Source organism: Pseudomonas sp. LS.1a, from assembly GCF_022533585.1.
In the GTDB taxonomy this organism is placed as follows: Bacteria; Pseudomonadota; Gammaproteobacteria; order Pseudomonadales; family Pseudomonadaceae; genus Aquipseudomonas.
In genome coordinates this window covers 1,690,019-1,704,675 of the sequence record NZ_CP092827.1, presented here as the reverse complement: position 1 = coordinate 1,704,675, position 14,657 = coordinate 1,690,019, and the positions used below count along the sequence as shown (strand labels likewise).

11 protein-coding genes and 3 pseudogenes are annotated in these 14,657 nt (G+C 65.1%); 11 read left to right on the top strand and 3 right to left on the bottom strand.

Annotated features, from left to right (window positions below; translation table 11 throughout):
• Positions 1-30 precede the first annotated feature (30 nt).
• From lysA to soxR, 4 genes and pseudogenes are all read left to right on the top strand, one after another.
• Positions 31-1,262, top strand: a pseudogene (gene lysA / locus MKK04_RS07880) (diaminopimelate decarboxylase).
• A gap of 211 nt (positions 1,263-1,473) precedes the next feature.
• Entirely contained in the window at positions 1,474-1,917 is a 444-nt protein-coding gene (locus MKK04_RS07875) for an acetyltransferase (RefSeq protein ID WP_063913847.1), read from the top strand.
• A 59-nt stretch (positions 1,918-1,976) separates the two neighbouring features.
• Positions 1,977-2,714 (top strand): GntR family transcriptional regulator, encoded by a 738-nt coding sequence (locus MKK04_RS07870; RefSeq protein WP_241106437.1) that lies wholly within the window; start codon positions 1,977-1,979, stop codon positions 2,712-2,714.
• 177 nt (positions 2,715-2,891) lie between these two features.
• On the top strand, positions 2,892-3,347 hold the full coding sequence (soxR, locus tag MKK04_RS07865; RefSeq protein WP_207831770.1) for a redox-sensitive transcriptional activator SoxR: 456 nt from the start codon (positions 2,892-2,894) through the stop codon (positions 3,345-3,347).
• Between the two features lie 107 nt (positions 3,348-3,454).
• Here soxR and MKK04_RS07860 read toward each other — a convergent pair whose 3' ends face one another.
• Entirely contained in the window at positions 3,455-3,751 is a 297-nt protein-coding gene (locus MKK04_RS07860) for a DUF3144 domain-containing protein (protein WP_207831772.1), read from the bottom strand.
• A gap of 143 nt (positions 3,752-3,894) precedes the next feature.
• Between MKK04_RS07860 and MKK04_RS07855 the strand changes: the two genes are divergently transcribed.
• The 3 genes from MKK04_RS07855 (at position 3,895) to MKK04_RS07845 (ending at position 6,694) form a co-directional block, all read left to right on the top strand.
• The gene (locus MKK04_RS07855) at positions 3,895-4,755 is read left to right on the top strand and encodes a CAP domain-containing protein (RefSeq protein WP_207831774.1); all 861 of its coding nucleotides are present in this window, start codon (positions 3,895-3,897) and stop codon (positions 4,753-4,755) included.
• A 224-nt stretch (positions 4,756-4,979) separates the two neighbouring features.
• Complete coding sequence (locus MKK04_RS07850; protein WP_207831776.1) at positions 4,980-5,762, top strand: aldolase; 783 nt, start codon at positions 4,980-4,982, stop codon at positions 5,760-5,762.
• A 44-nt stretch (positions 5,763-5,806) separates the two neighbouring features.
• Positions 5,807-6,694, top strand: coding sequence for a dihydrodipicolinate synthase family protein (locus MKK04_RS07845; protein WP_241106436.1), 888 nt, complete (start codon positions 5,807-5,809; stop codon positions 6,692-6,694).
• Positions 6,695-6,732: 38 nt separating this feature from the next.
• Here MKK04_RS07845 and pdxR read toward each other — a convergent pair.
• A pseudogene (gene pdxR / locus MKK04_RS07840) lies at positions 6,733-8,243 on the bottom strand (MocR-like pyridoxine biosynthesis transcription factor PdxR).
• A 103-nt stretch (positions 8,244-8,346) separates the two neighbouring features.
• On the opposite strand from pdxR, the gene MKK04_RS07835 reads away from it, so the two are divergent.
• Positions 8,347-9,561, top strand: a complete 1,215-nt coding sequence (locus MKK04_RS07835) for a benzoate/H(+) symporter BenE family transporter (protein WP_207831782.1) — start codon at positions 8,347-8,349, stop codon at positions 9,559-9,561.
• 59 nt (positions 9,562-9,620) lie between these two features.
• A complete protein-coding gene (locus tag MKK04_RS07830) occupies positions 9,621-10,817 on the top strand; it encodes an MFS transporter (protein WP_233687131.1) in 1,197 nt (398 codons plus the stop codon).
• A gap of 386 nt (positions 10,818-11,203) precedes the next feature.
• On the opposite strand, the pseudogene MKK04_RS07825 reads toward MKK04_RS07830, so the two are convergent.
• Positions 11,204-12,509 (bottom strand): annotated as a pseudogene (locus MKK04_RS07825) (T6SS phospholipase effector Tle1-like catalytic domain-containing protein).
• Positions 12,510-12,736: 227 nt separating this feature from the next.
• Here MKK04_RS07825 and MKK04_RS07820 point away from each other — a divergent pair.
• Positions 12,737-13,696: an AAA family ATPase gene (locus MKK04_RS07820; protein WP_013971644.1), complete on the top strand. Its 960-nt coding sequence runs from the start codon at positions 12,737-12,739 to the stop codon at positions 13,694-13,696.
• A gap of 4 nt (positions 13,697-13,700) precedes the next feature.
• Positions 13,701-14,645, top strand: a complete 945-nt coding sequence (locus MKK04_RS07815) for a DUF58 domain-containing protein (RefSeq protein WP_207831788.1) — start codon at positions 13,701-13,703, stop codon at positions 14,643-14,645.
• Positions 14,646-14,657: the final 12 nt, after the last annotated feature.

The window sequence follows — 14,657 nt, the reverse complement described above, 5'->3', positions numbered from 1 at the left end:
CGTGGCCTTCCTTATATGAGTAACGCCACCATGACTGCACCCTTCACTCTTCTGGCCGACGCAGTTCGCCAGCACGGCTCGCCGCTGTGGGCCTACGACGCCGGCACCATCGCCGAACGGGTCGAACAGCTGAAGGTGTTCGACACCGTGCGCTTCGCCCAGAAGGCCAACCCCAACCTGCATGTGCTGCGCCTGATGCGCGCCCACGGTCTGGTGCTGGATGCGGTGTCGCTGGGCGAAATGGAACGGGCTTTTGCCGCGGGTGCAAGCGTGGATGGCGACCCTGCCGGCGTGGTGCTGACCTGCGATGCGCTGGACCGGCCGACCCTGGAGCGGGTGGTGGCCTCGAAGATCGAAGTCAACGCCGGTTCCATCGACATGCTGCGCCAACTGGGTGAACGCTCTCCCGGCCACCGCGTGTGGATCCGCATCAACCCCGGCTTCGGCCACGGCCACAGCCGCAAGACCAACACCGGTGGCGAGAACAGCAAGCACGGCATCTGGCACGAAGAGCTGGGCGAAGCGCTGGCCTGCGTTAAAACCCATGGCCTGCACCTGGTGGGCGTGCACATGCACATTGGCTCCGGGGTGGATTACCAGCACCTGGAGCAAGTGGCCCGCTCGATGATCGAGCTGATCGGCCGCCTGGGCGTGGACATCGAGGCGTTCTCCATTGGCGGCGGGCTTTCCACCCCGTACCGCAGCAGCGACAAGCCGGTCGACCTGCAACGCTACGCCCGGACCTGGGCCGTGGCACGCAAGGAAATCGAAGCGATGCTGGGCCACCCCGTGCGCATGGAGATCGAGCCAGGGCGCTTCCTGGTGGCGGAATCGGGTTACCTGGTGGCCGAGGTGCGCGCCGTGAAGCAGGTGGGCCGCAATACCTTCGTCATGATCGATGCCGGCTTCAACGACCTGATGCGCCCGGCGATGTACGGGGCCTACCACCGCATGACCCTGCTCGACGCCAACGGCCAGCCGGTGGAGCGCCCACGGCAGCCGACCGTGGTGGCCGGGCCGCTGTGCGAGTCGGGCGATGTATTTACCCAGGATGACCAGGAACTGACCCCGCATGACCTGCCCTGGCGCAGGTGGGTGACCTGCTGGTGATCCACGACGCCGGGGCCTATGGCGCGTCGATGTCGTCGAACTACAACAGCCGGCCTTTGCTGCCGGAGTTCCTGATCGAGGCTGGGGCGCTGCGGATGATTCGCCGCAGGCAGACGGTACAGGACCTGCTGGGTCTGGAGGCGGGCTTCTGAGATCGCGGGTAAACCCGCTCCCACAGGTACGGCGCCGGGCTCGAGGGCAGTGCCGTGCTTGTGGGAGCGGGTTTACCCGCGAAAGGGCCGGCCCGGCCGACACATCAACTGATGTCCTGCCCCACCGTCCATTGCCCCGCCCCACACAATCCGGGTACCCTTTTCCTTCATCCCGCACTCCCCAGGCCATACACCGCCCAGGCATGACTCCATGATCATTCGCCAAAGCATCGCTGCAGACCACCCGCAGCTGCTCGACATCTGGCTGCGCGCCGTGCGCGCCACCCATCACTTTCTGCAAGCGTCCGACATCGAGGCGCTGCTGCCGCAATTGCGCGACGTCTACCTCCCGGCCGTCGAACTCTGGGTTGCGGTAGACACCGATGACCGCCCGCTGGGGTTCATCGGCTTCAATGAAAACCACGTGGAGATGCTCTTCGTCGACCCCGAACGCCACGGCCAGGGCATAGGCCGCGCGCTGCTGGATTTCGGCCGTCAGTCGCGCAGCACGATGAGCGTCGATGTCAACGAGCAAAACCCGCAGGCAGTGGGGTTCTATCGGCACTACGGTTTCATCCAGACCGGCCGCTCAGCGCTGGACGGCGAAGGCCGGCCGTTCCCGTTGTTGCATATGAGCCTGCCCGCCCAGGCCTGATTTCCGGTGCCGCTTTGCGCCCCTGGCGCTGCTACAAATTCGCGAGACAGACCAACGGCATGAACCCGACGCGCTATACCACCGTGGCAAAGGACTTGATGGAGGGCATCGCCAGCGGCCGCTACCCGGTGGGCAGCCTGCTGCCGACCGAGTTCGAGCTGTGCGACCTTTACGATGTAAGCCGGCACACGGTGCGCGCGGCGATCAACCAGTTGCTCAACCAAGGGCTGGTATCGCGGCGCAAGCGCGTGGGCACCCGGGTGGAGGCCAGCAGCCCGCGCGGTGGCTACTCGCAGTCACTGGCCAGCGTGGCGGACCTGGCACACCTGGCGGAAACCCAGCAACGGGAAATCCAGGACGTGCGCCACTTCGTCGCCGACCTGAGCGAGGCGGCGCGGCTGGGGCTGGTACCGGGCGAGCATTACTTCTGCGTGTCGAGCGTCCGCGTCGACCGTGTCCACAACGCGGCGCCGCTGTGCTGGACCGATGTGTACGCGCAGCGCGACTATGCCGCGGTCATAGATTTGGCCCGCGAGCACCCCGACCAGCTGATTGCAGGGCTGATCGAGCAGCACTATGGCCGGGCGATCGCAGTGGTCGACCAGCAGGTGCGGGCAGTGTTGCTGACCGCGGAAATGGCCCGGGTGCTGAAGGCCGAGGCAGGCTCACCGGGGCTGAAGATCATTCGCCATTACCGCGAGGAAAACGGCGACCTGATGGCGGTTTCCGAGACGGTGCACCCGGATGACCGCTTTACCCTGGTTACCCAGATACGCCGCGATCGGTCGCCGCCCTGATCGGGCAATCGGGGCCGCTATGCGGCCCATCGCCGGCAAGCCAGCTCCCGCAGCGTTCGCGCATGGTTTGAGGTCAATGCGGTCGCGGTGGGAGCGCCGGGCGTGCTCCGGGGAAAGCGGTTGCGAAGGAGATCGGGCAGGACTATAAGAGCTCAACTTAACTTGAGGTCGGCAGGCATGACAGCGGACAACACACGGATGCTAACGGTAGGTGAAGTGGCCAAACGCAGCGGCGTGGCGGTGTCTGCACTGCACTTCTACGAGACCAAGGGGCTGATCGCCAGCATCCGTACGGCGGGTAACCAGCGCCGTTATCCTTCGCTGGTGTTGCGTACGCTGGCCATCATCAAGGTGGCGCAACGCACGGGTATTCCGCTTGAGGAAATCAGGCAGGCCTTCAGCCGCTACGCGCCCAACAGCAAACTCACGGCAGCGCAATGGGGCGAGATGTCGACCGCCTGGCGCGAAGACCTGAACGCCCGCATTCGCACCCTGGAAGCGTTGCGCGACAGCCTGGACAACTGCATTGGTTGCGGCTGCCTGTCGCTGGAAGAATGCCCGCTGCGCAACCCCGAGGATGTGCTGGGCAAGGAAGGTACCGGGGCGCGGATTCTGGAAAAGAAGGCCCGATAAGGCTGCGCTGGCGGGTAGAAGACTGAATTCGCAAGCGGTCGGCTCCCACAGGGTCCCTGCTAATTCAATGAGCCTTGTGCAGTTCCATGAGATCGCGCCCCCATGGTTCAGTCGCTTTTGCCCAGCACATACCGGTCAAAATGCTCGATGTGCTCGTCCAGGTTGTCCTCGAGCATCATCCGGTATTGCTCGCAGAAATACTTCAACAGCTCCTCCCGCGCGGCAGCCAGTTCGGCACTGGTCTTGAAACTGCGGGCACTCATCCAGGCATTGAAGCGCGAGGCGCCGAAGGTCAGTGAGGCACTGACCTTGCCCAGGTCTTCCATTTTCTCGATCTGCTGGTTCGCCAGTTCGATATGCGCATCCGCGCGGTCGTAAAAAGCCTGATCGGTAGCTTGTGTCATTGCGGTTTACCTTGTTGCAGCATTCAAGTTGAGTACCCGCGAAAAATTGTACCGCGTACACGTGAACCTGTATTGAGCCGCACAGTCTTAGCCGAGCCCTCAAATCGGCCTTGCCGTCGTTATCCAACAGAGCCATTCACCCCATGCGCCAAGCAGTCCGTCGCTCCCCCTTTGTCTCGCTCTGCTTCATCCCTTTTTTCCACCTGTTCGCCAACCCCGCCCATGCCAGCGGGGAAAGGCAACTGGTGGCAGCCATCAACGACTATCGCACCCAGCCACAACGCTGCGAGCGGCGCATTGTCCGGGGCTCGACGCCGCTGGTGCTGAAACCGAAACTGGCATTGCCGGTCGGCTACGACGGGGGTTTGCGAGAAGGATTGAAGGCTGCGGGTTATCAGGCGGTGAAGGTGCGGGCCATCCGCCTGGTCGGCGCGCAAGATGCCGAGGAGGCCTTTGACATGCTCCGCAGCGACTACTGCGCAGCCCTGCTCGATAGCCAATATGCCGATATCGGTGTGAGTCGCTCACGCAACGAATGGCGGGTGCTGCTGGCTCGGCCCCTGCTCGATGCCCAGCTTGGCGATAGGCGATCGGCAAGCAACGCGCTGCTGGCACAGGTGAACGCTGCACGGGCGAAGCCGCGCCTGTGTGGTCGCAAGCGCTTTGCCGCTGCACGGCCGTTGACCTGGAACACCGCCCTGGGAACGGCGGCGCAGCGCCACAGCCGGGCGATGGCCAACGACAATTTCTTCGCGCACCGCGACCTCGACGGTGATCTACCCGCGGATCGGGCATGGGATGCCGGCTACCGTGGGCGACAGATCGGCGAGAACATTGCCGCAGGCCAGGGGTCACCGAGCAAGGCGATGGCAGGCTGGCTGGCCAGCCCCGGGCATTGCGCCAACCTGATGAACCCGGTGTTTACCCAGGTAGGTGCGGCCTTTGCCGAGAACTCGCGTAGCGATAACGGCGTTTACTGGACGATGCTGTTCGGCGCGCCTTGAAGGGCACGTGCCAGCCCTCTGACCAGGGCTGGCCTGCCAATCGTTGCCCTGCACCACCTCTGACAACCCCGCCATACCTTCCCCCGCGCAGTCTCAGATGACTGGCGCTGATGATGACACATCGCTTGCATATGACACTTTGTGTCATTAATATCGCATTTGTGTCCTGACGGCGTTCCTCGCCGATCAGCAATCCATCGCCCCTCCCCATGCAGGTACCGCCCATGACGACCACCATGCAGACCCCCAAGGACCAACTGGTCAAACTCGCCCAGCAGCAGATGCTGACGGCGCTGGCCGACAACACCTACACCCCTCGACAAAAACTCGCCCTCACCTGCCGCATCCTGTTCGACGGTGGCCACGACTCCGGCCTGGCCGGGCAGATCACCGCCCGCGCCGAGCAGCCTGGCACCTACTACACGCAACAACTCGGCCTGGGCTTCGACGAGATCGCCGCTTCCAACCTGCTGGTGGTCGACGAAGACCTCAACGTGTTGCAAGGCCGCGGCATGGCCAACCCGGCCAACCGCTTCCACAGCTGGCTGTACCGCGCACGCCCCGACGTCAACTGCATCATCCACACCCACCCGCTGCACAGCGCCGCCCTGTCGATGCTGGAAGTGCCACTGGCCATCTCGCACATGGACCTGTGCCCGCTGTTCGACGACTGCGCATTTCTCAAGGAATGGCCCGGCGTACCGGTGGGCAACGAAGAAGGTGAAATCATTTCCAGGGCGATCGGCGACAAGCGCGCGATCCTGCTTTCCCACCACGGCCTGCTGATCGCCGGCCGCTCGATCGAGGAAGCCTGCGTGCTCGCCCTGCTGTTCGAGCGCGCAGCGAAGATGCAGCTGCTGGCCATGGGCGCCGGTGACATCCGCCCCATCCCGGATGCCCTGGGCAAGGAAGCCCACGACTGGATCTCCACCCCCAAACGTCATGGCGCCGCGTTCAGCTACTACGCACGCCGTGCCTTGCGTGCCCATGGCGATTGCCTGGGCTGATCGAAGCTGTACCCTTTCCTTAACAACGGCAGAGGTGCCTGGTTATGTCTACACCTGTAATTCGCGGCGTTATCGGCTACACCATCACTCCCTTCACGCCAGACGGCACGCTCGACCTGGATGCCTTGGGCACGTCCATCGACCGCCTGATCGCCGACGGCGTACACGCCATCGCACCGCTGGGCAGCACAGGCGAAGGCGCCTACCTGTCCGACAGTGAATGGGAAACGGTGGTGCGCTTCAGCCAGGCGCGCATTGCCGGCCGCGTGCCCAGCGTGGTCAGCGTCTCCGACCTGACCACCGCACGTACCGTGCAGCGCGCCCGCCTGGCACAGGCATGCGGCGCCACCGCGGTGATGGTGCTGCCCATCTCCTACTGGAAGCTCACCGAAGCCGAAGTGGTCGCCCACTACAATGCGGTGGGTGCGGCCATCGACATTCCGGTCATGCTCTACAACAACCCCGGCACCAGCGGCACCGACCTGTCGGTGGAGCTGATCCTGCGCATCCTCAACGAAGTGCCGAATGTGACCATGGTCAAGGAAAGCACTGGTGACATCCAGCGCATGCACCGCCTGTTCAAGGCCACCGATGGCCAGGTGGCCTTCTACAACGGTTGCAACCCGCTCACCCTGGAAGCCCTGGTGGCCGGCGCCACCGGCTGGTGCACCGCCGCACCCAACCTGATCCCGGCGCTGAACCTGGCGCTTTGGGACGCGGTGCAGCAAGGCGACCTGGCCGAAGCCCGCGCGCTGTTCTACCGCCAGTACGAACTGCTGGAGTACATCACCCGCCGTGGTCTGCCCACCACCATCAAGGCCGGTTTGAAAATGCTCGGCCAGGATGTCGGCGCGCCACGCCTGCCCCTGCAGCCGCTGGATGCGCAAGGCTGCGACTATCTGAAGAGCCTGCTGGTAGAGCTGGCCAACTGACCGCGACAACTGCCCCGGCGGCGTCCTGCTGCCGGGCCTCAGCGCAACAGCTTTGCGCCCCCTTGGCTGGCCTCGACCTGGCGCAATACCTTCGCCAGTTTCGCCACGGCCATCGCCAGCTCGCCCGGGGTATGCGCCGCAAACCCCATCAACACTCCCGCCTCCCCCTCGACGACGCATACAGGGCACTGAGCCCCAACAGGTCTATGCCTGCCGCCTGCGCCGCCTTGACCACGAGTTCTTCAGGCATCGGCCTGGTGAAAACACAGGGCATCTGCATGCCGCCCGCCGGCACGCGCGCGACAAGAAAATCGGACAGCTGCGCCTGCACCAGCGCCGCCAGTGCATCGCGGCGCTCGGCATAGATTGTCCGCATCAAGCGCACATGGGCACCGAAGTGCCCACCTTCGATGAACCTGGCCAGGGTCAGTTGTGCCAGCGAAGCCGTATGCCCGTCCTGCAACGTCCGCGCTGCGGTCATCGGCCCGACCAGTTGCGGCGGCAAGACCATGTAGGCAATGCGCAAGCCGGCGAACAGGGATTTGGTGAACGTGCCGATATAAACCGTTCGGTCGTGGGCATCCAGGCCTTGCACGCACGCGGTGGGTTTGCCGGCATAGTGAAACTCGCTGTCGTAGTCGTCCTCGATGATCCAGGCGCGTTGTTGCCGTGCCCACTCGATCACCGCCAGACGCCGGTCCAGGGACAGGGTCACGCCAGTAGGGAACTGGTGCGACGGGGTCAGGAAAACAGCCCTGGCATGGGGGGCCAACCGTGGGATCTGCTCGACCTGCATGCCGTCGGGGTCCACGGCCACGGCAATGCAATGCAGGCCAGCAGCAACCAGCGCCTTCCTGGCGCCATGGTAAGCCGGGTCTTCGATAACCACCTGGTCGCCGGCATCGGCCAGTACGTGGGCACACAGGCTGAACGCCTGCTGCGAACTGGTGAGGATCAGCACGCGATCGGCCGTGGCCTGTGCGCCACGCTCGAGATTGACGTAATCGGCAATCGCCCGCCGCAGTGGCTCGGTGCCTTGCGCGGCGCTGTGCAGCAGCGCCTGGGTGCCATGTTCCCTGAACACCTGCCGCTGCAGCTTTTCCCAGGTCTGCAAGGGGAAGTTGCGCGTTTCTGCCACCCCCGGCGCAAACGGCCGAGGGACGAAGAAATTGTGCACCCCGCCCTCCTGGCACAGCGCCTGGCCCCGGCGGCTGAGCGCTGGCGGCTCGACCGGGGCTTTCACCCTTCGGCCCCGGGCGCGCGCCGGCAGGTGCTGCGTACGGGGTGAGACGAAGCTACCACTACCCACCCGGCGCTCGATGAAGCCTTCGGCGTGCAACTGGCCATAAGCGGCCTCGACCGTGTCCCGCGACACAGCCAGCGAGGTCGCCAGTGCACGCGAGGCGGGCAAGGCCTTACCCACGGGCAATGCCCCTTCGAGAATCAGCTGGCGTATCGCCCGCTGGATCCGCACGTGCAAAGGCAGCGACGCGCGCGCCGGGTCGCCGATCCAGGCTTTCACCGACTCCAGTTGTGCATGCTTGAACATTGGTATGGCCATGTATCGAAAAGTGGCTGGGCTATACCGGCCATTCTAACGCTATAAAAACCAGGCTTTCCAACCCCTATGCGCCAGAACGCCCGAGGCCCCGATGAACACGCCCGCACACACCGCACCAACCCCGCTCCGGCTGACAGACATCCTTCACCCCGTGGTGGCGGGGATCGTTTCGGTCATCGTCAATTACGGCGGCACCTTCATCCTGGTGTTCCAGGCCGCCAAACTGGCCGGGCTGAGCCCGGAGCTGACTTCATCATGGGTCTGGGCCGTATCGATCGGCGTTGGCTTCAGTGGCCTGGCCCTGTCCTGGTACAGCCGCGAGCCGGTGATCACCGCCTGGTCCACGCCGGCCGCTGCGTTCCTGGTCACGGCGCTGGCCAGCGTGCCCTACAGCGAGGCCATCGGCGCCTACCTGCTGTCGGCCGCCGGCTTCGTGATCCTGGGGCTGACCGGTTACTTCGAACGCCTGGTGCGGGTCATTCCCGGCGGGATTGCCGCCGGGCTGCTGGCGGGTATCCTGTTGCAGTTCGGCATCGGTGCATTCGGAGGCCTGTCGGTCGACCCCGCGCTGGCCGGGCTACTGATCGCGGCCTATGTGACATTCAAACGCTTCACCGCCCGCTATGCCGTGGTAGGCATTCTGCTGCTGGGCCTGGGCTACCTGCTGCTCCAGGGCCAGGTGGACCTGACAGCGCTCAGGCTGGAGTTCGCCACGCCGTTGTTCACCGCGCCCACCTTTTCCCTCAACGCCGCCCTGAGCGTGGCCCTGCCGTTGTTCCTGATCACCCTTACCGGTCAGTACATGCCAGGCATGCTGGTGCTGCGCAACGATGGCTTCAAGACCAGCGCCAACCCGATCGTGGCAGTCACTGGCCTGGGCTCGTTGCTGATGGCACCGTTCGGGTCGCACGCTTTCAACATCGCGGCCATCACCGCCGCCATCTGTACTGGCAAGGAGGCCCACGAAGACCCGGACAAACGCTGGGTCGCGGGTATCGCTGCCGGTGTCTGCTACATCCTCGTGGGGGTGTTCGGCGTCACCCTGGCCAGTGTGTTCATGGCCCTGCCGGCCACCTTCATCACCACTTTGGCCGGCCTTGCCCTGCTGGGCACCATCGGCACCAGCCTGGCCAGCGCAATGGTCGATGCCCGTTCGCGCGAAGCGGCACTGATCACTTTCCTGGCGGCGGCGGCCAACATCAGCCTGTTTGGCATAGGCGGCGCGTTCTGGGGGCTGGTCATAGGCTTGCTGGCCTATGCCGTACTGAACGGCCGACTCCCCGGTTTCAGCCACTCTCCCCGGTAAGCGGGCTTTCCAACACCCTGCCGTGCGCCAGGTGCGCACGCCCTGCAACAGGTATCGACATGCCCAAAGCTGGCCCCAAGCTTCTAACCCAAATTGCTGCCGTGCATTTCGTCAGCCATGTGCACATCATGCTGATCCCGGCGCTGCTACCCGTGCTCCCCGGCTTGCTGGGGGTAGGGTTCGTCGAACTCGGCGTGGCCCTGGCCGTGTTCAACATCGTCTCCGCCCTGGTGCAGGCGCCGCTGGGCTATGCCGTCGACCATTACGGTGCGCGCAAGGTGCTCAAGGCAGGCTTGCTGCTGGGCAGCCTCAGCTTCCTGCTGGTTGCTGTCAGCCCCGGCTATACGCTGCTGTTGGTGGCGATGGCCATGGCCGGTCTGGCCAATGGCGTGTACCACCCGGCCGACTATGCGCTGCTGGCCAACGGCATCGAACAAGGCCGCCTGGGGCGGTCGTTCTCGATCCATACCTTTGCCGGCTTCCTCGGCTCGGCGGTAACGCCAGCAATGTTTCTTGGCATTGCTGCCGTGTCGGGCGCACAGGCAGCCCTGGCGGCAGGCGCCGCAGCGGGGCTTGCCGCCTGGCTGTTGATATCGGTGCCAGGCAGTGGCGTCTATCAGGTCGCCAGGCCTGGAATCACAGGTAGCGCTAGCTCCCCAGCAGCTCGTGTGCGACTGTTCACGCCCATGCTCGGGGTGCTGACTGTGCTGTTCATGTTGCTCAACCTGAGCACCAGTGCCATCGAAAAGTTCTCCGTGGCCGCGCTCGTCCAGGGCCAAGGTCTGACCCTGGCCTGGGCCAACACGGCGCTCACGGCGTTTCTGCTCAGCAGTGCCGTGGGCGTGCTATGCGGTGGAGCCCTGGCTGACCGGACCCGTCGTCATGGCCTGGTGGCGGCATTGGCCTTTGCCCTGGCCGCGGCGTTGACGGCGCTGGTGGCCCTGGGGCTGCTGCGGGGCTGGGGGTTGGTAGTGGTGCTGGGCGCCATTGGCTTGCTGACCGGGGTCATCGCCCCGTCGCGGGACATGCTGGTCAAGGCGGCGGCGCCACGCGGGGCCGAGGGCAAAGCCTTCGGGCTGGTCTCGACCGGCTTCAGCATCGGCGGCGCACTCGGGCCGGTGGCCTTTGGCTGGATGCTCGACCAGCAACTGCCCAACGGGGTGTTCGTGGCGTCGATCGTGTTCATGCTGCTGACGGTGCTGCTGACCCTGGCACAGGAAGCGTATTCGGCCAGGAAACGTCGACACCCGGCATGAACCCTGGGGCTGCGTTGCAGCCCTATCGCCGGCAAGCCGGCTGCCACCTCGATCGCACTGCCTTCAAGGCCTGGGACCGGCGCAAATCCCTGTGGGAGCGGGCGTGTCGAGGCGTCGAACCGCCGCGAACACCGGCGAAGCCGGTGCCATACACTGCGTCGTCTGCTTCGCGGGCACGCCCGCTCCCACAAGGGAAGGTGACACACTCTCGAACATTGTTCCCTGTGCGACAGCGCAGCCCAAAGGGCAGGGCAATCTCCCACAAGGATTGCGCACGCTTCGAGATTTTGAACAAGACCGTTGCTCCACCTCGACCGCAATGATCGCAACCCACACGCTATCCCTGTGGGAGCCGGCTTGCCGGCGATCAGGCCGGTACAGGCTGATCAAGCTGCCGGGTTCGCGTGCGCCACCCGCCCTCCTGCCGCCGGCCGATTGACGAACAGCACGTCCAGCACACTGTTGTGCAACCCCTTCAACGCATTCCAGTTCGCCGACGCATGCACGTACCTGTCGCGCAACAATCGCTGTTCATCCTCGGTCAACCCAGGCTGTTCGTATTCACCCAAGGCAAACCCATGCAGCTTGCGGCTGATGCCCAGCAGCTCATCCGGCAGCCGATGCTCAGCCTGCCCGCCCAACGGCGCAAACGGCACCCCCGCCCGCACCGCCAGCTCGCGCATGATGCTCAGGTACACCCGGGAAAGCTGCCCCACCACTTCCCGCTCGCGGTACACCGCCGCGTACACCTGCTTTTGCGCCTCACTCGACCGGCCACCGGCAATCGGAACCTCCCAGGCCAGCACCCGTGGCCTGGGCGCGCCCATTTCGCCAAATGACGACGCCAGCAACGCACTGACTGAGGCATGCACACGAGTGTGCTCGGCGCGCATATCCAGCGGCACCCGCTGAGACTGCGGTTTGCACAGCAGCACCTGCTCCTGCGTGGTATCCGGGTAACCACCACCAATGTTCGAGTGCACGCCCGGCAACACGATGTCATGGTCGCTGCGCACCAGCGGGAAGTTGTGCCGCTGTTCGTCCCCCGCCACCAACTGCACCACTTGCCGGGCAATGTCCGCGCCCAGGCCCAGACGCAAGCCACCATTGCGGTCATCGGCGGGGTCAAGGTCTCCCTGCAGTGGCGCGATGATCGCCGCCACCGTGTCGAACAGGCCGATGAAGTTGATCCCGATTTCGCAGGGCACAGCCAAGCGCTCGTCGCCGCCATCGTGCAGGAGGTTGGCCAGATGCCGCACCGCCGCCGCGCCGCGACTGAAACCGAACAGGTCGAACTCGACCCGCTCGACCCTTGCCTGCGGATGCGCCTGCCGCCAGTCCTGCAATTGCCCGGCAATCCCCGCCAAGGCCTCGGCGACCCTCGCCTCGGCCCCCAGACGCCCACTCCCGGTGGCCGAGGCATAGGCATTATCCGCCTCCCCCGCCAGGGTGCCCACGCCCTCGACATAGCGTTTCAGAAACACCATGGTCTCATCAGCCGTGCCCCCTGCGCCGGATACAGCGCATGCAACAGGGCCACATTGCTCAAGGCGTTGCCATAACTGGCACCCTTGCCCCCGGAGCATCCGCCGGCATCACATTGCTCAGGTTGTTGCCGGTCCCATCAAAGAACACGCCAAAACGCAGGGTGACCGGCGTAATACGTGCTGTGCTGCCGCTGTTCAAGTCCATCCTCGTGCCTCCTGCTTGCGCAAAAACACAAGCAGGCGCCAACACGCCGCAGCGGAACATCAGTCAATGGCCAGTCATATGCAGGACATTTCCGGACCTGCTGGCCCCGGGCAAGGATAAATTTCCCTACCGCCATTGGTCGCCACCCCCGGATGGATTAAAGTATCACCCCTTGCCAGGGCAGTTGCCTCCAGCCGCCTGCGGCCCCACACCAGGAACCGTCACCGATGGAACACCGTGAAGCGCTGATCGCGCTGCGCACCTTTCTTTCTTCCCAGATCCTAGGCCAGGAGAAACTGGTCGAGCGGCTGTTGATCGTGCTCCTGGCCGACGGCCACATGCTGGTCGAAGGTGCGCCGGGCCTGGCCAAGACCAAGGCCATCAAAGAGCTCGCCGAAGGTATCGAGGCGCAGTTCCATCGCATCCAGTTCACCCCCGACCTGCTCCCGGCCGACATTACCGGCACCGAAATCTACCGCCCGGAGACCGGCAGCTTCGTGTTCCAGCAGGGGCCGATCTTCCACAACCTGGTGCTGGCCGACGAAATCAACCGCGCCCCGGCCAAGGTGCAGTCCGCGCTGCTCGAAGCCATGGCCGAACGCCAGGTCAGCGTGGGTCGCAGCACCTACGACCTGTCGCCGCTGTTCCTGGTCATGGCCACACAGAACCCGATCGAGCAGGAAGGCACCTACCCGCTGCCCGAAGCCCAGCTCGACCGCTTCCTGATGCACGTGAAAATCGGCTTCCCCGACGCTGCGGTAGAGCGGCGCATCCTGTTGCAGGCCCGTGGTGAAGCCCTGGGCGGCGAGACCAAGCCCGAGCGCCGGGTCAGCCAGCAGGCCATCTTCGCCGCCCGCAAGGAAATCCTCGGCCTGTACATGGCCGACGCGGTGGAGGAATACCTGGTGCAACTGGTGATGGCCACCCGCACCCCGGCCAAGTTCGACGCCGAACTGGCCGACTGGATCGCCTACGGCGCCAGCCCGCGTGGCTCCATTTCGCTGGACCGCTGCGCGCGCGCCCACGCTTGGCTGGCCGGGCGTGATTTCGTCAGCCCCGAAGACATCCAGGCGGTGCTGTTCGACGTACTGCGCCACCGCATCATCCTCTCGTTCGAGGCCGAGGCGGCGGGGATCGACCAGGACCGCGTGGTCCAGCGCATCCTCGACGTCGTCGCCGTTGCCTGAGCCCATGCCCACCGCCTCGCTGGCCCAACCCGGCATCCGCATCGGCCTTGCCGAGCTGATCGACATGCGCCACCGCGTGCGCGAAATCCAGCTGTTTTCCCGGCCCGGCCAGCGCAGCCCGCTGGTGGGCCTGCACCACTCCAAACTGCGCGGGCGCGGCGTGGACTTCGACCAGGTGCGCGTGTACCAGGCCGGCGACGATGTGCGCAACATCGACTGGCGGGTCACCGCGCGCACCCAGGAACCGCACACCAAGCTCTTCCACGAAGAGCGCGAACGGCCCATCTTCATCCTCGTCGAGCAGAGCCAACGGCTGTTCTTCGGCTCGGGGCTGATGTTCAAGTCGGTGCTGGCCGCCCAGGCTGCGGCGCTGTTCGGCTGGGCCGCGCTGGGCCACAACGACCGCATCGGCGGGTTGGTGTTCGGCGACAACGAACACCACGAAATCAAGCCCCGGCGCAGCAAGCAGAGCCTGCTGCAACTGCTCAACCGCCTGGCCAAGGTCAACCAGGCGCTGCACACCGAGGCCACGCCCGGGGCCGACAGCCTCGGCCTGGCCCTGCGCCGCGCCCGCGAAGTGCTGCGCCCCGGCAGCCTGGCCATCGTGATCTGCGATGAGCGCTCGCTCACCGCCCAGGTGGAACAGCACCTGGCCATGCTCTCGCGCCATTGCGACCTGCTGCTGATGCCGGTGTCCGACCCGCTCGACCACGCCCTGCCCGCCGCCGGCCTGCTGCGCTTCGCCCAGCGCAGCGCGCAGCTGGAGCTCGACACCCTGGACGCCAACCTGCGCCAGGCCTACCGCCAGCAGGCCGAAGCACGCATCGAGCGCTGGGAGCTGATGGCGCAAAAGCTGCGCGTGCTGCTGATGCCACTGAGCACCCAAAGCGAAATGATCGAGCAATTGCGCGAATACCTGAACGCCCAGCGGCCACGGAGCGCGTCATGAAGAGCAGCGGCC

Coding starts and splice junctions, on each gene's coding strand:
- MKK04_RS07875 (WP_063913847.1), top strand. CDS start 1,474: ATGATCATTCGCCAAAGCATCGCTGCAGACCACCCGCAGCTGCTCGAC.
- MKK04_RS07870 (WP_241106437.1), top strand. CDS start 1,977: ATGAACCCGACGCGCTATACCACCGTGGCAAAGGACTTGATGGAGGGC.
- soxR (WP_207831770.1), top strand. CDS start 2,892: ATGACAGCGGACAACACACGGATGCTAACGGTAGGTGAAGTGGCCAAA.
- MKK04_RS07860 (WP_207831772.1), bottom strand. CDS start 3,751: ATGACACAAGCTACCGATCAGGCTTTTTACGACCGCGCGGATGCGCAT.
- MKK04_RS07855 (WP_207831774.1), top strand. CDS start 3,895: ATGCGCCAAGCAGTCCGTCGCTCCCCCTTTGTCTCGCTCTGCTTCATC.
- MKK04_RS07850 (WP_207831776.1), top strand. CDS start 4,980: ATGACGACCACCATGCAGACCCCCAAGGACCAACTGGTCAAACTCGCC.
- MKK04_RS07845 (WP_241106436.1), top strand. CDS start 5,807: ATGTCTACACCTGTAATTCGCGGCGTTATCGGCTACACCATCACTCCC.
- MKK04_RS07835 (WP_207831782.1), top strand. CDS start 8,347: ATGAACACGCCCGCACACACCGCACCAACCCCGCTCCGGCTGACAGAC.
- MKK04_RS07830 (WP_233687131.1), top strand. CDS start 9,621: ATGCCCAAAGCTGGCCCCAAGCTTCTAACCCAAATTGCTGCCGTGCAT.
- MKK04_RS07820 (WP_013971644.1), top strand. CDS start 12,737: ATGGAACACCGTGAAGCGCTGATCGCGCTGCGCACCTTTCTTTCTTCC.
- MKK04_RS07815 (WP_207831788.1), top strand. CDS start 13,701: ATGCCCACCGCCTCGCTGGCCCAACCCGGCATCCGCATCGGCCTTGCC.